At 35.3% G+C, this 20,139-nt stretch carries 15 protein-coding genes and 1 tRNA gene; 10 read left to right on the top strand and 6 right to left on the bottom strand.

The annotated features are described in order from the left end of the window. The first annotated feature begins 55 nt into the window (after positions 1-55). From LPC20_RS04280 to LPC20_RS04265, 4 genes are all read left to right on the top strand, one after another. Complete coding sequence (locus LPC20_RS04280) at positions 56-2,359, top strand: glycoside hydrolase family 65 protein (RefSeq protein ID WP_229326800.1); 2,304 nt, start codon at positions 56-58, stop codon at positions 2,357-2,359. A gap of 145 nt (positions 2,360-2,504) precedes the next feature. Continuing rightward, positions 2,505-4,340, top strand: a complete 1,836-nt coding sequence (locus LPC20_RS04275) for a glycoside hydrolase family 13 protein (RefSeq protein WP_229326798.1) — start codon at positions 2,505-2,507, stop codon at positions 4,338-4,340. Between the two features lie 8 nt (positions 4,341-4,348). Continuing rightward, positions 4,349-6,007: an alpha-amylase family glycosyl hydrolase gene (locus LPC20_RS04270; protein WP_229326796.1), complete on the top strand. Its 1,659-nt coding sequence runs from the start codon at positions 4,349-4,351 to the stop codon at positions 6,005-6,007. Positions 6,008-6,085: 78 nt separating this feature from the next. Continuing rightward, positions 6,086-7,312: a BaiN/RdsA family NAD(P)/FAD-dependent oxidoreductase gene (locus LPC20_RS04265; protein WP_229326794.1), complete on the top strand. Its 1,227-nt coding sequence runs from the start codon at positions 6,086-6,088 to the stop codon at positions 7,310-7,312. Between the two features lie 701 nt (positions 7,313-8,013). Here LPC20_RS04265 and LPC20_RS04260 read toward each other — a convergent pair. After that, positions 8,014-8,490: a TspO/MBR family protein gene (locus LPC20_RS04260; RefSeq protein WP_229326792.1), complete on the bottom strand. Its 477-nt coding sequence runs from the start codon at positions 8,488-8,490 to the stop codon at positions 8,014-8,016. A 216-nt stretch (positions 8,491-8,706) separates the two neighbouring features. On the opposite strand from LPC20_RS04260, the gene LPC20_RS04255 reads away from it, so the two are divergent. The 3 genes from LPC20_RS04255 to LPC20_RS04245 are packed head-to-tail and all read left to right on the top strand — an operon-like array spanning position 8,707 to position 11,723. Next, positions 8,707-9,795, top strand: coding sequence for a diphosphomevalonate decarboxylase (locus LPC20_RS04255; RefSeq protein WP_229326790.1), 1,089 nt, complete (start codon positions 8,707-8,709; stop codon positions 9,793-9,795). A gap of 8 nt (positions 9,796-9,803) precedes the next feature. Next, positions 9,804-10,742, top strand: a complete 939-nt coding sequence (locus LPC20_RS04250) for a mevalonate kinase family protein (RefSeq protein WP_229326788.1) — start codon at positions 9,804-9,806, stop codon at positions 10,740-10,742. A 30-nt stretch (positions 10,743-10,772) separates the two neighbouring features. Then, positions 10,773-11,723, top strand: coding sequence for a geranylgeranylglycerol-phosphate geranylgeranyltransferase (locus LPC20_RS04245; protein WP_229326786.1), 951 nt, complete (start codon positions 10,773-10,775; stop codon positions 11,721-11,723). Positions 11,724-11,882: 159 nt separating this feature from the next. Here LPC20_RS04245 and LPC20_RS04240 read toward each other — a convergent pair whose 3' ends face one another. Continuing rightward, positions 11,883-12,083 (bottom strand): hypothetical protein, encoded by a 201-nt coding sequence (locus LPC20_RS04240; protein WP_229326784.1) that lies wholly within the window; start codon positions 12,081-12,083, stop codon positions 11,883-11,885. 490 nt (positions 12,084-12,573) lie between these two features. On the opposite strand from LPC20_RS04240, the gene LPC20_RS04235 reads away from it, so the two are divergent. After that, a complete protein-coding gene (locus LPC20_RS04235) occupies positions 12,574-13,497 on the top strand; it encodes a pseudouridine synthase (RefSeq protein WP_229326782.1) in 924 nt (307 codons plus the stop codon). Positions 13,498-13,569: 72 nt separating this feature from the next. On the opposite strand, the gene LPC20_RS04230 is transcribed toward LPC20_RS04235, so the two are convergent. Together LPC20_RS04230 and LPC20_RS04225 are read right to left on the bottom strand one after the other, a co-directional pair. Then, the gene (locus LPC20_RS04230; protein WP_420827833.1) at positions 13,570-15,636 is read right to left on the bottom strand and encodes a M3 family metallopeptidase; all 2,067 of its coding nucleotides are present in this window, start codon (positions 15,634-15,636) and stop codon (positions 13,570-13,572) included. A 166-nt stretch (positions 15,637-15,802) separates the two neighbouring features. Further along, positions 15,803-15,884 (bottom strand) — tRNA-Leu (locus LPC20_RS04225). Positions 15,885-15,993: 109 nt separating this feature from the next. On the opposite strand from LPC20_RS04225, the gene LPC20_RS04220 reads away from it, so the two are divergent. Next, the gene (locus LPC20_RS04220; RefSeq protein ID WP_229326777.1) at positions 15,994-17,382 is read left to right on the top strand and encodes a dipeptidase; all 1,389 of its coding nucleotides are present in this window, start codon (positions 15,994-15,996) and stop codon (positions 17,380-17,382) included. Between the two features lie 45 nt (positions 17,383-17,427). On the opposite strand, the gene LPC20_RS04215 is transcribed toward LPC20_RS04220, so the two are convergent. Beyond that, on the bottom strand, positions 17,428-18,798 hold the full coding sequence (locus LPC20_RS04215) for a saccharopine dehydrogenase family protein (RefSeq protein ID WP_229326775.1): 1,371 nt from the start codon (positions 18,796-18,798) through the stop codon (positions 17,428-17,430). 134 nt (positions 18,799-18,932) lie between these two features. On the opposite strand from LPC20_RS04215, the gene LPC20_RS04210 reads away from it, so the two are divergent. Beyond that, positions 18,933-19,319 (top strand): DUF423 domain-containing protein, encoded by a 387-nt coding sequence (locus LPC20_RS04210; RefSeq protein WP_229326774.1) that lies wholly within the window; start codon positions 18,933-18,935, stop codon positions 19,317-19,319. A 130-nt stretch (positions 19,320-19,449) separates the two neighbouring features. Here the strand turns inward: LPC20_RS04210 and LPC20_RS04205 are convergent, their stop codons facing one another. Beyond that, a complete protein-coding gene (locus tag LPC20_RS04205) occupies positions 19,450-20,100 on the bottom strand; it encodes a PH domain-containing protein (protein ID WP_229326773.1) in 651 nt (216 codons plus the stop codon). Positions 20,101-20,139: the final 39 nt, after the last annotated feature.

Raw genomic sequence — 20,139 nt, 5'->3', positions numbered from 1 at the left:
TAAAATTCCCGCGTTGTATTCCTCCCCTTTGGGGAGGTTAGGTGGGGCTACTATTATGAACCAAGATTATATTAAACCAGACAACTGGTCGATTATTGAAGAAGGATTTGATGTAGAAAGAGTAAAATCATCCGAAAGTCTTTTTAGTATTGGAAACGGCGCCATGGGGCAACGTGCCAATTTTGAAGAAAGCTATTCTGGCGAAACCTTCCAAGGAAGTTATATTGCCGGAATCTACTACCCTGACAAAACCAAAGTGGGTTGGTGGAAAAATGGTTATCCAGAATATTTTGCCAAAGTATTGAACGCACCCAATTGGATTGGAATTGATATCGAAATCAATGGTGAAAATTTAGATTTACACAATTGTAGTTCAGTTCGAGATTTCCGTCGTGAATTGAATATGAAAGAAGGTTGGTACCAACGTTCTTTTGAAGCTACTTTGCAAAATGGAACTGAAATTGCAGTCAATGTAAAACGTTTTCTATCTATAGATTTAGACGAAGTGGGAATCATCAATTACGAAATTTCTCCTTTGAATAAAGATGCTAAAATTGTCTACAAACCTTATATCGACGCTGGAGTAACCAATGAAGATGCGAATTGGGAAGAGAAATTTTGGGAACCATTAGAAGTTAAAAAAGGAAGTAATGAAGCTTTTGTAACGGCACAAACGTTCAAAACGCATTTCAAAGCAACTACTTTCATGCACAATAGTATTTGGGCCAATGGAAAAAATGAAAACATTTCGCCAGTTGCTATTGATGCTACCAACGAAAAAATACAACACAGTTACGAAACTGTAATTGCAAAAGGACAAACATCTGCTATTCAAAAAATTGGTGGCTACACCGTTTCAATGAATCATGCTAACACCCAAACGGCCGCTGAAAATGTAATAAAATTGGCTTTAGCCAAAGGATACGAAGCTCTTTTAGAAGAACAAAAAGTAGCTTGGGCTAAAATTTGGGAAATGTCAGACATCACCATCGAGGGCGATGTGAAAGCGCAACAAGGAATTCGTTTCAACATTTTCCAATTGAATCAAACCTATTTAGGAAAAGATTCTCGTTTGAATATTGGACCAAAAGGATTTACCGGAGAAAAATATGGTGGTTCAACGTATTGGGATACCGAAGCTTATTGTATTCCTTTTTACATGGCAACCAAAGATCAAGAAGTAGCTCGTAATTTATTGACGTATCGCTACAATCAATTGGACAAAGCGATTGAGAATGCAGCTAAATTAGGCTTTACCAATGGCGCAGCTTTGTACCCAATGGTTACGATGAACGGAGAAGAATGCCACAACGAATGGGAAATTACCTTCGAAGAAATCCACCGAAATGGCGCGATCGCCTTTGCTATCTTTAACTATTACCGTTTTACGGGAGATTACAGTTATATTCCTGAAAAAGGATTGGAAGTTCTGATTGGTATTGCTCGTTTTTGGCACCAAAGAGCTACTTTCTCAACTAACCAAAATCAATATGTGATTTTAGGGGTTACAGGTCCTAACGAATACGAAAACAACGTTAATAATAACTTCTACACCAATTATATTGCTAAATGGTGTATTGATTATGCAGCTGAACAAATTCAGAAAGTATCTTTAGAATACCCATCCGATCACAAACGCATTATTGAAAAAGTAAATTTATCGAATGCTGAGTTGCAAGAATGGAAAAAAGTAGCCGACAATATGTACTTTCCAGAATCCAAAGAATTGGGAGTGTACTTACAACAAGACGGTTTCTTGGATAAAGAATTAGTTCGCGTAGCCGATTTGGATAGAAGCCAACGCCCAATCAACCAAAAATGGTCTTGGGACAGAATCTTACGTTCGCCATACATCAAACAAGCCGATGTATTGCAATGTTTCTATTTCTTTGAAGATCATTTCTCAAAAGAACAATTGAAAAATAACTTTGAGTTTTACGAGTCATTTACGGTTCACGAAAGTTCACTTTCGCCTTGTGTTCACTCTATTCAAGCGGCTGTTTTGGATAAAATGGATATGGCATATACTTTCTATTTAAGAACGTCACGTTTGGACTTAGACGATTATAACAAAGAAGTGGAAGAAGGATGTCACATCACTTCTATGGCGGGTACTTGGATGAGCATTGTGGAAGGATTTGGCGGTATGCGTGTTAAAGACAACACCTTACATTTTGCTCCAAAAATTCCGAAAGAATGGCAAGGATATTCGTTTAAAATCAATTTCAGAAACCAAATTGTAAAAGTAACCGTGAACCAAAAAGCAACTCAAATTGCTTTGGAAGGAAATACTGCAATTACTGTTGTGGTGAATGGAAAAGAGGTTGCTGTTGAAGCTAATGGTTTGGTGAACATATAACCAAACAAGACTGGATTAAAATCCAGCCTTTGAATATAGGCCGAACCTACGGCTCTCGGAAATATCCCAAAGTTCCGTAGGAACGACTCATTTTTTAACAACGGATTTTAATCCGTTGGTTGCCTGGGTAAAAAATAATATTGCTATGAAGAAAGTCTTCTTTTTACTGCTTACTACAACATTTGCATTTGCTCAAATAGACCGAGTTGAACCTCCTTTTTGGTATACCGACATGAATCTAGCAGAAGTGCAAATTATGTTCTATGGGAAAAATATTGCTCAAAATGAGGTAACGGTTTCCAATGGAGTGGTTATCAAAAACATTCAAAAAACTGAAAACCCAAACTATCTTTTTGTAACTATTGATACCAAAAATATAGCGGCGCAAGAACTTATTTTTTCTTTTTCAAAAAATAAAAAAGTAGTTTTTACAAAGTCATACAGCTTAAAATCAAGAAGAAAAGATTCTCGCTTTCGCAAAGGATTTGACAGTTCGGATATGATTTATTTACTCATGCCCGATCGTTTTGCCAATGGTAATCCGAATAACGACAGTACCAATGAAACGATTGAAAAAGCCAATCGCGCTAATAAAGACGGTCGTCACGGTGGTGATATTGAAGGAATTATCAATAACTTAGATTACATTAAGTCTCTCGGAGCTACTGCTATTTGGCCTACACCACTTTGCGAAGACAATGATGAAAGAGGTTCGTATCATACCTACGGGCAATCCGATGTATACAAAATTGATTCCCGTTTTGGAACCAATGAAGATTATGTTCGTTTGAGTGCCGAATTACACCAACGCGGTATGAAAAACATTATGGATTATGTGACCAATCATTGGGGATACAAACATTGGATGATGAATGATTTACCTACTTATGATTGGATTCACCAATTCCCTGGTTTTGCGCCAACCAATTACCGAATGACATCTCAATTTGATCCCAATGCTTCCAAAACAGATGCTCAAATGTGTATGGACGGGTGGTTTGTCAAGTCAATGCCCGATCTGAACCAGACCAATCCTTTAGTTTTGAATTATTTAATTCAAAATGCCATTTGGTGGATTGAATATGCTGATTTAGATGGTTTCCGAGTGGACACTTATTCGTATTGCGATAAGAAAGGAATTGCAACCTGGACCAAAGCCATTACAGACGAATATCCGCATTTCAATATCGTGGGAGAAGTTTGGATGCACGACCAAGCTCAAATGGCCTATTGGCAGAAAGATAGTAAAATTGGTGCTATTCAAAGCTATAATTCTAACCTGCCTTCGGTGATGGATTTTACGCTACACGATGCTATTAACGGAGGTGTTTTTAATGAAGACAAAGCCAGTTGGGACAAAGGAATAATTAAAGTTTATGAAAATTTCACCAATGATTTCTTGTATCCAAATACTAACAATATCTTAGTTTTTGCCGAAAATCACGACACTAACCGTTTTAACCAAATTTACCAAGGGGATTTGAAAAAATACCAGATGGCAATGAGTTTGGTGGCAACTGTTCGAGGTATTCCACAATTGTATTATGGTTCTGAAATTGGAATGAAAGGCGATAAAAATGTGGGTGATGGCGATATCCGTCGTGATTTTCCTGGTGGTTGGAAAGACGATTCTAAAAACGCTTTTTCTGCTGAAAGTCGCACTAAAGAACAACAACAATACTTCGATTTTACTTCCAAATTATTCAACTGGAGGAAAGGAAAATCGGTAATTCATAACGGAAAAACCACACATTATGTTCCTGAAAATAATGTCTACACTTATTTTAGATACAATGATGCTGAAAGTGTAATGGTAATCATCAACAATTCGGATGAAAAACAAGAAGTAAACGTTTCTCGTTTTAAAGAAAATACCCAACACTATTCAACAGGAAAAGATGTAATTTCGGGACAAAGTATTAATATTAAAAACAACATTACTATCGAGGCTAAATCAGCTTTGATATTAGAACTTAAATAATCAAGACCATGAAAAAAAATATTTTATTACTAACTCTTTTGACTGTTTTCATTTCGTCAAATGAAACAAAAGCTCAAAACCAACCCCAATCGAATACAACTCCTTTTGTTTGGGAAGGCGCCAATTTGTATTTCTTATTGACCGATCGTTTTAATAACGGAGATCCGAGCAATGACATCCATTACAATCGAAATAAAGAAACGGGTAAACTACGCGGATTTATGGGTGGCGATGTCAAAGGAATTACTCAAAAAATTGAGGAAGGCTATTTTGACCAATTGGGAATCAATGCCATTTGGATGACACCTTTAGTTGAACAAATTCACGAAGGAACGGATGAAGGAACTGGTTTTAGTTATGGATTTCATGGTTATTGGACAAAAGATTGGACAGCCTTGGATCCTAATTTCGGAACTGCTGAAGAGGTGAAGAATATGGTAGAAAAAGCGCACCAACATGGAATTCGTATTGTTTTTGACGGAGTTATCAATCATACTGGTCCTGTTACACCACAAGATGCGGTTTGGCCAGAAAATTGGGTAAGAACTACTCCAGCTTGCGATTATAAAAATTACAAAAACACAACCGCTTGTACCTTAGTAGCCAATCTTCCAGATATTCTAACTGAGAGTGAACAAAACGTGGAATTACCTGCTGCTTTAGTAGAGAAATGGAAAAAAGAAGGTCGTTACGAACAAGAAGTAAAAGAATTAGATGCTTTCTTTGCCCGAACAGGCTACCCAAGAGCACCCAAATATTACATCATCAAATGGTTGACAGATTACATCACTGAATATGGAATTGATGGATACCGTGCTGATACAACAAAACATCTTGAAGAAGGTGTTTGGGCCGAATTTAGAAAACAATGCGATTACGCATTTACCAATTGGAAGAAAAACAATCCTGAAAAAGTTCTAGACAGCAATTCGTTTTACACCACAGGTGAAGTGTCTGGTTACAACATTAGCGGTGGTTTATACTATGATTTTGGTGACAAGAAAGTAAATTATTTTGCCAATGGATTCAATAGTTTAATCAATTTCGAATTTAAAAATGAAGCTAAAAAAGACTATGAAAGTTTGTTCTCATACTACTCAAATACATTGCAAAAAGAATTAAAAGGTTTTGGCGTACTGAATTATGTTTCGTCACACGATGACTCAACACCTTTTGACGGAAAAAGAGAAAAAACCTTTGAGAGCGCTACAAAATTATTATTGACTCCAGGGACGGCACAAGTATATTATGGAGATGAATCGGCTAGAAACTTAGTAATTGAAGGCACAAAAGGTGATGCTACCTTGCGTTCATTTATGAATTGGGACGATATTAAAAATGACCCATCTACTCAAAAAACACTAGCACACTGGCAAAAATTAGGTCAGTTTAGAAAAAATCATCCATCAGTTGGTGCTGGAGTTCACCAAAAAATAACTGCTAAACCGTATGTATTTAGCCGTAGTTATTCTAAAGAAAATTACAGCGATCAAGTAGTTATTGGATTGGATTTAGCCAAAGGCAAAAAAACAATTTCGACTGGAACTATCTTCCAAAACGGAGCCAAAGTAAAAGATGCTTATTCTGGAAAAGAAACGGTTGTTGTTAATGGAAAAGTAACAATTGATTCAGAATTTGATTTGGTTCTTTTGGAATTGAAAAAATAACATCCGTTCAAATTATAGCAACGCCTTTAGCAATAAAGGCGTTTTTTTATGCTTAACTTTGTCGTTCAAAAACAAAAAATGAATCAAGACTTTGACATACTAATTGTGGGAGGTGGTGCTGCAGGATTTTTTTCTGCAATCAACATTGTAGAACGCAATCCAAAACTCAAAGTGGCAATTCTTGAACGCGGAAAAGAAGTGCTTTCTAAAGTTCGTATCTCTGGAGGAGGACGTTGCAATGTTACCCACGCTTGTTTTGAACCCAACGAATTGGTCAAATTCTATCCTAGGGGCGAAAAAGAATTGCGTGGTCCATTTCATCAATTTGGGGCAGGGGACACAATTGAATGGTTTGAAAAACACGGAGTCGAACTGAAAATTGAGGACGATGGCAGAATGTTTCCTGTTTCCAATTCTTCTCAAACCATCATCGATTGTTTTTTAAATGCCAGTAAAAAATTAGGCATTTCTATCTTAACAGGACAAAGTGTCCAATCCATTTTCAATACCGGAGGCTCGGATGGAAATTATTGGAAAATTGAAACTCAAACTGAAACTTACTTAGCCGAAAAACTCATATTAGCTACAGGAAGCAATCCGAAAATATGGGATTTGTTACATACGTTTGGGCATGCCATTGTCACCCCTGTCCCTTCCCTATTTACCTTTAACATCAAAGATTCTAGAATCAAGGAATTACCTGGTATTGCCACCCAGGCAACTGTCAAAGTCAAAGACACAAAACTAGAATCGACAGGTCCTTTATTAATTACCCATTGGGGAATGAGTGGGCCAGCTATATTAAAATTATCGGCTTGGGGAGCGCGAATCTTACACGATAAAAACTACCAATTTACTATCGAAGTCAACTGGCTGAATGATATCGAATCTGAAGAGGCAGAAATGCTTTTAAAAGAGCTCAAACAAGAACATGCTAAAAAAACAGTGGCCAAAAAATCACCATTTGAATTACAAAATAGATTATGGGAAAGTTTAGTTTTAGCCTCAGGAATTAGTAACGAAACCAAATGGGCTGATTTATCAAAAATCCAATTGCAAAACTTGGCAAACCAACTCACAAAGGGTCTTTTTCAAGTCAATGGGAAAAGCACTTTTAAAGAAGAATTTGTCACCGCCGGTGGAATTGATTTAAAAGAAATCAATTTCAAAACCATGGAAAGCAAATTGCACCCTAACCTGTATTTTGCTGGTGAAATTGTCAATATTGATGCCATAACTGGCGGATTTAACTTCCAAAATGCGTGGACTAGTGGTTTTATAGTTGCAGATGCAATAATAAACTAAAATTACTGATAATTTAAAATTTAAGACTTATGCTTTAAATTTATTTTGTTTTACAAAAAAAGGTTTGTAAATTTGGCTTACAAATTATTGATTACTGTCCCATTTAGCCCCTACACTTACCCAATGACTACCACCAGCTACCGTATCCAGCTCATAAACAATTTTAAACCCTTTGTTTTTTCCAAAAAGAAACCTTTAAATCAAAAATTAAGTAACTGCACAATTTCATTAATAATTAGTAGTATTTCTTTAGTAACACTAATTGGGTATGGTTACTTGACAATTATATTGGAATTAATTGGAATTCAAGATTTTTTTGGATGGAACAAGAGTGGACTGATAATGATTGTACTAATATTGAACAGTATTAGTTTTCAAAATAGCGTGTTTCAATACCTTTTACTAAAACACATTCGCTTTTTAAATCAAAGTTCAGATCAATTCATTGATCGAGAAATTAATGATAATTTACAAAAAATAATTAAAGAATTAAACACACCTTTTACAACTAAAACAGTAGTTTTAGCAATCTGTTTATTACTAATTTGTTTACTGCTAAATTATGTAACAAGTTCGAATTTTGAATATGGAAACTGTTTCAAAATTCCATTTATACTCTATTCCATTTACTTTATTAAACTTTTTTGGAACAATTATAAAAATCTCCTAGAAAATTTAATTCATGCAGAAATTAACTAAACTTATTTATTCAACCACCAAATACTAGCGGTTAATATTGAAGCAAAACTCACCCAAGCCAAATACGGCAATAACAAATAACTAGCCGTTTTGTTGATTTTGGCAAACTGAGAATAGGTTTCAAAAATCATAAGCCATAGCAAAACTACTTCAATAGTTGCCAACATCAGATTATGCAATCCAAAAAACAAATACGACCAAAGCGCATTTAATACCAACTGTAAAGCAAAAAAACGTAGCGCTTTAACAACCATTTCTTTATTTGAACCTATTTGATTCCAAACTAGGCCTGCAGCAATACCCATCATGATGTACAAAGATGTCCAAACAGGTGCAAAAATCCAATTGGGCGGATTAAAGCTTGGTTTTACTAAAGTAGGATACCAAGTCGTTATGGATGCACGAGTAACCATCCCAGATACATACCCCACTACTAAACAAATAACGACAACAATTGCAATACGAGTAACTTTATTCATCTTATTTTTTTATCAAAATTAATCAAAACTTTCCATGTTCTACAAATAAAGGAATTAGCATTGATTACCAATTTCATTTATATTACCGCAAATTCGCAAATTAAACGAAAAGTAGCACTTGGAATTTTTATCAAAAATAAAAATTTGCGAATTTGCGGTTATAATAACCTCATAAATTAGCCATAGAAATCAGTATATTTGCTAAAATTTTTATTTATGGTAACCGCAAACGATTTTATTCCAGCTCCGTATACAAAGTCTATTGAAAAAGGTGTTTTTCAATGGAGTGCGCCAAGTAATATTGCCTTGGTAAAGTATTGGGGCAAAAAAGAAAATCAAGTTCCCGCTAATCCTTCGGTTAGTTTTACTCTGAATAATTGTAAAACAATTACCCAATTGGCTTTCGCCAAAAGACAAAATACCAATTCAAATTTTTCTTTTGACTTGCTTTTTGAAGGTAAACCGAAAGAGGATTTTAAACCAAAAATTCAGAAATTTTTGGAGCGAATTGAATCCTACTTGCCTTTCTTGAAAGACTACCATTTTACGATTGACACTCGAAATACTTTTCCGCACAGTTCTGGAATTGCTTCTTCTGCTTCAGGAATGGCAGCTTTGGCTATGAACCTGATGAGCTTGGAAAAGGAATTAAATCCCGCAATGACCGAAGACTATTTTTACCAAAAAGCTTCTTTCTTAGCGCGTTTAGGATCCGGTAGTGCTTGCCGAAGTGTACAAGGTCAAGTTGTCGTTTGGGGGAAACAAGCTAATATTCCTGGAAGTTCTGATTTGTTTGGAGTGGAATTCCCACACACTTTTCACGAAAATTTCAAGAACTACCAAGACACAATTCTACTAGTAGATAAAGGTGAAAAACAAGTATCGAGTACTTTGGGGCACGATTTAATGCACAACCATCCTTTTGCCGAAAGGCGATTTGCACAAGCGCATGAAAATTTAGACCAAATGATTTCGATTTTTGAATCAGGAAATGTAGAGCAATTCATCGCGGTTGTGGAGAGTGAAGCCTTGACACTACATGCTATGATGATGACTTCAATGCCTTATTTCATACTTATGAAACCCAATACTTTGGAAATTATCAATCGTATTTGGCAATTTAGAAATGAAACTAAAATTCCTGTTTGCTTCACTTTAGATGCTGGTGCCAATGTTCATGTTCTTTATCCAAATCATGTGAAAGAAAAAGTATTGCAATTTATTCAGGACGAATTAGTTGGCTATTGTCAAAATGGTCAGTATATTTGTGATGAAATTGGAATTGGCAGTCAATTAATTGATTAAACAAAACTATGAAAGGACCTTTATTTTATTCAAAAATATTACTCTTTGGTGAATACGGAATTATCCAGGACTCCAAAGGACTTTCTATTCCTTATAATTTTTATAATGGTGCTCTAAAAAGCGATGTAAATCCTTCTGAAGAAGCTATTGCTTCTAACGGACATTTGAAACGTTTTGTGGCTCATTTGAAAAATTTAGAAATCGAACAACCTGATTTAGTTCAGTTCGATTTAGTTACTTTAGAAGCTGATGTTGCAAACGGCATGTACTTCGATTCCAGCATTCCGCAAGGATATGGTGTGGGAAGTAGTGGTGCTTTAGTCGCTGCGATTTACGATAAATATGCTCAGAACAAAATCACCGTTTTAGAAAACTTGACGCGTGAGAAGTTATTGGAACTGAAAACTATTTTCTCCCAAATGGAGAGTTTTTTCCACGGAAAAAGTTCAGGTTTAGATCCTTTAAATAGTTATTTAAGCATTCCGATTTTAATCAATTCCAAAGATAATATCGAAGCTACTGGCATCCCTACACAAAGTTTGGATGGCAAAGGTGCTGTTTTCTTAATCGACTCTGGAATTGTAGGAGAAACTGCTCCGATGGTGAACATTTTCATGGAAAACTTAAAAGATCAAGGTTTCCGTAACATGCTAAAAACACAATTTGTAAAATATACCGATTCGTGTGTAGAGAACTTCTTAGGTGGCGATATGAAATCTTTGTTTGCCAACACTAAAAAATTATCCAAAGTGGTTTTGAGCCATTTCAAACCAATGATTCCGGAAGAATTCCATGCTATTTGGCAAAAAGGAATTGACACTAACGATTACTATTTGAAACTATGTGGTTCAGGCGGTGGTGGTTATATCTTAGGATTTACTGAAGATTTAGAACGCGCCAAAACTTCTTTGAAAGACTACAAGTTAGAAGTAGTCTACCAATTTTAGTCCAAAACATTTAACGCTAAATAAAACATAATGCTAAGCAGAGCGAACAAATTGGTGATTAAGAAAATTATCAGCTTGTTCTCTGTGGTAAGAGGCTATAATATTCCCATTATCATTCTGGCTCAGTATTTATCAGCTATATTTATTTTGGCTCCTGAGAAAAGAGCATTAAATGTACTTTTCGATTTCCATTTATTTATTTTAGTATTTGCCTCTTCATTAGCTATTGCTTCGGGCTATATCATTAATAATTTTTACGACAGTCGTAAGGATTTAATTAATCGCCCCAACAAATCGATGTTGGATCGATTTGTAAGTCAAAAAACAAAATTAAACGTCTATTTTTCACTCAATTTCATTGTAGCTTTAATGGCGTTATTTGTTTCTTGGCGCGCTTTTTTATTCTTTTCGGTGTATATTTTCCTGATTTGGTTGTATTCTCACAAAATCAAAAAGCAACCACTAATTGGTAATTTAATGTCGGCTTTTTTAGCGGTTTTGCCTTTTTTTGCCATCCTTTTGTATTATTACAACCAAATCCCTTTTGAAGAAATTGAAAACTACAGCAGTCAATTGGCGGTCATTTTTGCACACGCAAGCTTCCTGTTTTTGTTATTGCTTATTCGAGAAATGATTAAAGATTTAGAAAACCTAAAAGGCGATTTAGCTAATAATTACAAAACCATTCCAATTGTTTACGGTGAAAATACTGCTAAAAAAATTATAACTGCTTTGGCTTTATGCACTGTGCTTCCTGTCTATATTTTAATTGAAATTTATGATGTGGGTTATATGGATATTTACTTTTACGGTTGCTTAATCGTATTGATTTTCTTTTTATTATCCTTACAAAAAGCAATTACCAAAGAAGCATTTCTTCGATTACACAACCTACTTAAATTTTTAATTGTAGCAGGCGTTTTTTGTATTGTACTTATTAATCCTGAAGTGCTTTGGCACGGAAAACGATTGTTTTTTTGAGGTAAATTACTGTTGCGATAGGTGATTTATTTTCGATTATATTTCATTATCGCGTGGGAGCCGGAGGCAGCACTTAACTTCATTAGATGCACATAACTTTCTGCTTCCAAAAACTATCTAACGCTAAGTCAGCTTGTTCAAAAGTTAATAATTGTTGTCCTATGTCAACTTTATATTTTGTCTAACAAGTCGTCCAACGGCAGAAATACCAGCCGTCATAGCACAAATTAAAGGTGCTTGTCCGCTGTACCCAAAAACATTAATCCAACTTATGCCAAATCCAATAAGCCAACCTATAAAAATACTAATTAAAACTTGTCCGATTAAATTACCGTTGATTGTGATTCCAAATATTTTCATAATTGCTGAATTTTTAGTTTATGAATGTATCCTTAATTGTTTTATGTTCTATTTAATAAATATCCTATATCTTATTTTAAATTAATGAATCCGTTTTTAGTTTTTTCCGTCTTTGCTTAACCGTTTTTGCTGTCGTTATGAAATGATTGCTAACGTTTTGCAGCTTGGCGAAGTAGAGATTAAGGAAGCATCAATTTTCGGTTAAAAACTAAACTTTGTAAATATAGAATTTATTCGGGAGTACACAAAAAATGTTTTGAATACAAATCCCTAGCCCTAATCGCGAAGTATCGGGAGCGGCATCCTTTTTAGGTGACTGAGGTACTCGAAGGCACTAAAAAAGATAGAGCGAATAGCTGGAATAAGCTACTAGTCAAAACCTACTGTAAAGTAAGTCTTTGAATGGAATTTCGTTTCTCAAGGATATAAATACTATCTTTGCCAATTGAAGGACAAGGCTGTCCGAATGCAGCAATAAATTACAATTATTATGAGTACTACCAGAGGAGGCGGAAGAACCAATAGTTCTAGACCGAGTTCAAATAAGCCCACCCGAGCCAGAGGCGAACGGAGCGGAGCTAAACCTGCCATGCAAAAGCGTGCGCAAGGTCCTAAAAAGGCTAAAATCAATACCAAAGTAGCCGAAGTGGAAGCTAATAAAGTGGTTAAAAAACCAAATCAAGCGCCAAAAAGATCCAAAGCAGCTGACGAAATTCGTTTGAATAAATACATTGCCAATTCAGGCGTTTGTTCGCGTCGTGATGCGGATATTTACATCCAATCAGGAAACGTAAAAGTAAATGGCGTTCCTGTAACTGAAATGGGGTATTTAGTAAAAATTACCGATACAGTTAATTTTGACGGAGTGCTTTTAACTCCAGAGAAAAAAGAATACATCTTGTTGAACAAACCTAAAAATTTCACTACAGCTTTAGACGAAGGTCAAGAGTTTCGTAATGTTTTAGAATTAGTTCGCGGTGCAACTACAGCAAAAATTGGAGCGGTAGGTAGAATGGACAAAAATACAACGGGATTGTTATTGTTTACTAATGACACCGATATGATTAGAAAGTTTACTTTACCTAATCAAAAGTCATCAAAAATATACCAAGTTTCCTTAGATAAAAACTTGAAATACGAAGATTTAGAAAAAATTAGCAAGGGTTTAGTTTTAGATGGACACCGAGTATTTGTTGAAGAAGTAAGTTATATCGACAACGAACCTAAAAGTGAAATCGGTCTAAAATTACGTTCTTCAAATGTAAAGGTGGTGCGTTCTATTTTTGAGCACTTTGATTACAATGTATTGCGAATTGATCGTGTGGCTTTTGCTGGTTTAACCAAAAAGAATTTACCACGAGGCAATTGGAGAATGCTTACGGAACAAGAAATTATCAATTTGAAAAACGTATAATTTTTTCAAATCTATTTTATAAAAAAAACCTGCAAAGTAATTTACAGGTTTTTTGTTTTTCAGAGGCATTAATTATCCTTTTATCTTTTTAAGAGGCGTTTCTTCTTTCTTATCTAAACCTCTTTTTCTCAATAAAGGTTCGATACTTGGCTCAGCACCACGGAAACGTTTGTACAATACCATTGGGTCTTCTGTACCTCCTTTTTCCAAAACATTTTTACGGAAAGACTTCGCTTTTTCTGGGTTGAAAAGTGTAGTCACTTTAAACGCTTCAAAAGCATCTGTATCTAATACTCCAGACCAGATATAGCTATAATATCCTGAAGAATAACCTCCTGAGAAAATATGACTAAAGTACGTACTTCTGTATCTTGGAATAATAGATTCGATCAAGCCAATTTTATTCATCGCTTGTTTTTCGAAAGTATTGGCGTCAATGGTGATGTCTTTAGTTTGTGAGTGGTATGCCAAATCCAATAAGGAAGCCGCTAGATATTCAGTAGTTCCAAAACCTTGATCAAACGTACCTGCTTTTTTCAATTTCGCAATTAAAGCATCAGGAATGACTGCTCCTGTTTGATAATGTTTAGCAAACATTTTTAACACTTCATCTTCTGCAGCCCAGTTTTCCATAATTTGCGAAGGCAATTCGACAAAATCTCTTGGCACACTTGTTCCCGCTAAACTTTTGTAGGTTACATTAGATAACAATCCGTGCAATGAATGTCCAAATTCATGAAAAAGCGTACTCACTTCATCAAAAGTTAATAAAGCGGGTTTGTTTTCAGTTGGCTTAGTAAAGTTACACACAATAGAAACCACAGGGGCTTTACGTACTCCATTTTCTGTTTTTTGCGCGCTATATGACGTCATCCAAGCTCCACCTCTTTTCGATTCGCGTGGGTGGAAATCAGTATAAAGTACACCAACATGAGTCCCGTCAGCTTCAAGAACTTCAAAAGCAGTTACTGCTTCGTGGTATTTTGGAATGTCTTTTAATTCTTTAAATTGCAATCCGTATAATTTTTGAGCTACTTGGAAAGCGCCATTTCTTACATTTTCCAAACTGAAATACGGACTCAATTCTTGCTCGTCTAAATCAAAACGTTCTTTTCTGATTTTCTCTGTATAATACCTCCAATCGTAAGGTTGTACTGCTTCTTTGATTCCGTCTTTAGCCATCATTTTTTGAATGTCGGCAGCTTCCACCTTCGCTTTTTCTAAAGCAGGTTTCCACAAATCATTCAATAATTTATTGACATTTTCTGGCGTTTTAGCCATCGATTCTTCTAGAACATAATTAGAATGTGAAGCATAGCCTAACAAACGGGCTTTTTGTCCACGAAGATTGGCTAACTGAATAGCGTTTGATTTATTATCCATTTCATCATCGTGATTGGCACGAGTTTGATAAGCGTTCCAAATCTCTTGACGCAATTTTCTGTTAGCACTGTACTGCAAGAAAGGCATCACGCTAGAATTGGCTAGAGTAAATACCCAGCTTCCGGCTTTTCCTTTTGCTTTGGCGTCTGCAGCAGCAGCATCAATGACACTTTGAGGAAGTCCTGTTAAATCTTTTTTATCGGTAATTACTAATTGGTATTTATTAGTCTCTGCCAAAATATTTTGACCGTATTTCAAACTCAATAAAGACAAATCGCCGTTAATTTTTCGAAGTGTTTCTTTCTCTGAAGAAGACAAATTAGCACCTGAACGAACAAAGTCTTTGTATGCATTCTCTAAAATTTTAGCTTGCTCCAAGTTCAATCCTAAGGTTTCTTTTTTGTCCCAAAGTGCTTTAACTCTTGCAAATAATTTTTCATTCAAATAAATGTTATCGCGGTGCGCCGATAAATTAGGTGAAACTTCTTTAGCAATGGTTTGAATTTCTTTATTGGTATGTGCCGAATTCAAATTAGAGAAAACCGTATTGACATTAGACAATAATTCTCCCGCATTTTCCATGGCTAAAATGGTGTTTTCAAAAGTAGGTGCGGCTGTATTGTTTGCAATCGCATCAATCTCGGCGGCATTTCTTTTAATTCCTTCTAAAATAGCCGGTTTAAAATGTTCGTTTTTAATTTGTTCAAAAGGAGGAACGTTAAATGGGGTGTTGTACGACTGAAAAAATGGATTCATAGTAGTCATTTCTTGTGCATTTGTAGTTAGCATACTCCCGATAGCCAAGCAAACAAATAAAGTTTTTTGTATCATGTGATGGGTTTTTAAAAAAGTAAATTTAAGGGAAAGATAGTATATAAAATAAAAAAACCTTAAAAATGTTAATCACTTTTAAGGTTTTTTGTGCGGATAATAGGACTCGAACCTACACGCCTTGCGGCACCAGATCCTAAGTCTGGCATGTCTACCAATTTCACCATATCCGCGTAATTGTGGGTGCAAATATACACATAAGTTCTAATTTTCAAAGTAAATTAAACAAAAAATATTTCAGTCCTTTTTCGTATTTTTGATTCTATAATTTGAAACCTAATTATGGAAAATATAACTTCTTACGTTCAGGAAAATAAAGAACGTTTCATTAATGAATTAATTGAATTATTAAAAATACCATCAGTAAGTGCTGATACTGCTTACTCTCAAGATGTATTCGATACCGCCGATGCCGTAAAAGTAAGTTTAGAAAAGGCAGGTTGTGATTTAGTCGAAATTTGCGATACTCCCGGCTATCCAATTGTCTATGGCGAAAAAATCATCGATCCTAATTTACCAACCGTATTGGTGTATGGACATTATGATGTACAACCACCAGATCCAATGGAATTATGGACTTCTCCTCCATTTGAACCTGTAATCAAAACTACCGAAATTCATCCAGAGGGAGCTATTTTCGCTCGTGGAGCTTGCGATGACAAAGGACAAATGTACATGCATGTTAAAGCATTCGAATACATGGTTTCTACGAATTGCTTGCCTTGTAATGTAAAATTCATGATTGAAGGCGAAGAAGAAATTGGGTCCAAAAGTTTGAGTTGGTTTGTAGAACGCAACCAAGAAAAACTAAAAAATGATGTGATTTTAATTTCGGATACTGGAATGATTTCAAATCAACAACCCTCTATTACGACGGGCCTTCGTGGTTTGAGTTATGTTGAAGTGGAAGTTACAGGACCTAATCGCGATTTACATTCTGGGCTGTATGGTGGCGCTGTAGCTAATCCAATTAATGTATTGAGCAAAATGATTGCTTCATTACATGACGAAAACAATCATATTACCATTCCTGGCTTTTATGATAAAGTAGAAGAACTCTCTGCTGCCGAAAGAGCTGAAATGGCCAAAGCACCATTTAGTTTAGAGAACTACAAAAAAGCCTTAGACATTGATGCTGTTTATGGTGAAACAGGCTATGTAACTAACGAAAGAAACTCGATTCGCCCTACACTAGACGTGAACGGAATTTGGGGTGGTTATACAGGCGAGGGTGCCAAAACCGTTATTGCAAGTAAGGCTTTCGCCAAAATTTCAATGCGTTTAGTTCCAAATCAAGATTGGGAGGAAATCACCGAATTGTTTACCCAACATTTCTTGAGCATTGCTCCAGCAGGAGTAACTGTAGAAGTTAAACCGCACCATGGCGGACAAGGCTACGTAACTCCAATTGACAGCATTGGTTATCGCGCAGCAAATAAAGCTTACACCGAAACTTTTGGCGTTCCAGCTATTCCAGTTCGTTCTGGCGGAAGTATTCCAATTGTAGCCTTATTCGAAAAAGAATTGAAAAGTAAAACCATTTTAATGGGATTTGGATTGGACAGCGATGCCATTCACTCACCAAACGAACACTTCGGAATTTTCAACTACTTAAAAGGAATCGAGACTATTCCGTTGTTTTATAAGTATTTTGTTGAAATGAGTAAATAAAACATAACCGCTTCAAGTTAAACGAAGCGGTTTTTTTAAATAATATTATACAGATTCTTGATCTATATTATATCCTAAATAAGGAACATCGTCTTCTTTAAATACAATACCATATTCCTCTAGTTCTTTTAGAATGGGTTGGTATACTTCTTTCATTATTGGGAGCTGCACTCCTTTACTATTAATCTTACCGTTTAAAATTAAAAGAGTAGCCATAGCTACTGGCAACCCGACTGTTTTTGACATGGCGGTATACGTTTGATTTTCGCCTATGCTCACCATTTTTGAATCAATTTGAGATTTAATTCCATTTAATTCAAACCCAAATTTGTGATACATCACAATCATGTCTTTATCCTGCTCTTGTAGTGTCCAACTGTCCGAAAGGATTTTTTGTAATATTTGAGCTGGAGTAGCGTCTTTTAATCCGACAATTTTATTGGGATTGAATAGATCTAACTCCACCAATTTATCCCACATACTATCATCTTGGTCAATTTTAAGAATCAAACGCGTTTTAATCTCAACTGAATCTGTTGGGTGATACGGTAAAAATGAATTGGTAAACTGACGGTAAGACATCGTTTCTGATCCATCCATAGTATAAGAGTCGTCTGTCATCCCTAATTGAACAAACATATTCCAAGCTTTTGAAAAACCTACTCTGCGAATAGTCCCTCGATACAAAGTTAACACATCTTCTAATCCGTAAACAGTTCTATATTTTAGCGAATCTCTATTGGAATACGCTTCAAATCTTCCGAATCCTTCCACTTCTAAAAACTCTGTTCTGCGAAACACATTACAATATGGAATGTACTTGTAAGTTCCTTCCTGAATAAATTTAGCCGCACCGCCTTGACCTGCAAGTACCACATTTCGGGGTGCCCATGTGAATTTATAGTTCCATAAATTAGTATCGTTTTCTGGTGCTACAAGACCACCGCAAAAGGATTCAAACAACAACATCTTACCACCTTTCTCCTTGATTTCGTCAATCACTTTCATCGCACTCATATGATCAATCCCTGGATCTAATCCTACTTCATTCATGAACAGTAATCCATTTTCCTTTACTACAGTGTCTAATGCTTGCATTTCATCACTGATGTACGAGGCTGTAACCATATTTTTTTTGTACAAAATACAATCTTTTGCAATCTCAATATGCAAATGCGCAGGCAACATCGAAACCACAATGTCAGCCTGTTGAATTGCCTTTTGCCGTTCCAACTCATTTAAAATATTCAAAGCAATTGGAGTTGCATTAGGATGATTATTCGTTTTCTTTTGAGCCAACTCTATAGATAAATCAGCAATCACTAAATGCAATTGTTCTTCTGTTGATTTCACTAAAAGATATTGAATCAAAGAAGAAGCAGATCTACCAGCGCCAAAAATTAAAACCGTTCTCATTTATAACTATATATAACACAAATATACATTTTTGTTTCATTTATAACAATATTTCATAAAAAATGACTAGAACTTCCCTAAAAAAGCCTTTTAGAATAATCTAATAAAGAATACTTTTGTATAAAAAAGAAAAAATGAATAAGAAAATCGTAGCTACAGGAGCACTTTTAGGAATGATAGCGATTATTTTAGGAGCATTTGGCGCTCACGCTTTGAAAAAAGTATTGACCCCAGAACAATTGATTAGTTTTGAAACGGGAGTTCGCTACCAAATGTATCAAGCCTTCTTTTTGTTCTTTTTAGCAACACAAAATGATATTCAGGAGAAAACAAAAAGAATAATATACAGACTAAATCTATTTGGAATAGTTTATTTTTCAGGATCAATTTATCTGTTGTCCACAACGAGGATTACTGGTATTGATTTTAAACCTATCGGTTTCATAACTCCTATAGGTGGATTATTGCTTATAGTAGCCTGGGGAATACTCGGGTATTCGATTTTAAAAACAAGAAAATAAAAAATAAGTCTGTCCAAAAGCAAGTGTTTTGTCATTCCTAATTTATTTCGGAATCTATAAAATAGCATAAAATTATTTATAGAAACTGAAACGAGTTCAGTTTGACAAGACTTTTATGACATACTTATTATTACATATAACTCAGAATTTCCTTTTTCAAGGCATCGTATTCGCCTTGGAGAATCAAGCCGTTATCGAGCAACTTTTTATAGTTCTGCAATTTTTCAAAAAGCTCGTCTGATGACAATTCGTTGAGTGGCTTATCTGCATCCATAGAGCTGAGTTCAGAAAACGAAGTGGATTGAGTAGGCATAATCTCTGCAAATGAAGTGACTTCTTCCGTATCTACTTCTTCTATTGCCAAGTTGGTAGTAGACCCTGAACCTCCTTTTAACAAATCGATTTGTTCTTTTGCAAAAGCATACATTTTTCTCGCTTGAACTTTTGGAATATATTCTATTGTAACCGAAAGAGCTGTTTTGGTTACAAATGAAAAATCAGAACCCAAAATCCCTTCTTTAACAAACGTACTTTCGATTTCGTCCCAAGAATAATCAGTGAAATTCATTGAAAGTCCTAAATTCTTTGGTTGGCAAATAATGATTCGCTTATTCGTCACTACGATACTATCTGGCAAAACGGTAATAGCTGGTTTTTTCTGTACGGCTATATAACCAATCTCTTCATTTTTCATCAATAAATCACTCAATTTTGACATGACTTTTTCGATGGCTTTAGGATCTTGTTCTTCGTTTAAAAACTTTTTAAGCTGCTCATTCATAATAACTTTGTTTGGGAATATTAATTTAAGTAAAGATAC

Source organism: Flavobacterium ammonificans (assembly GCF_020886115.1).
In the GTDB taxonomy this organism is placed as follows: Bacteria; Bacteroidota; Bacteroidia; order Flavobacteriales; family Flavobacteriaceae; genus Flavobacterium; species Flavobacterium ammonificans.
The sequence above is the reverse complement of the archived record's forward strand: the minus strand, read 5'-3'. Positions and strand labels throughout refer to the sequence as shown.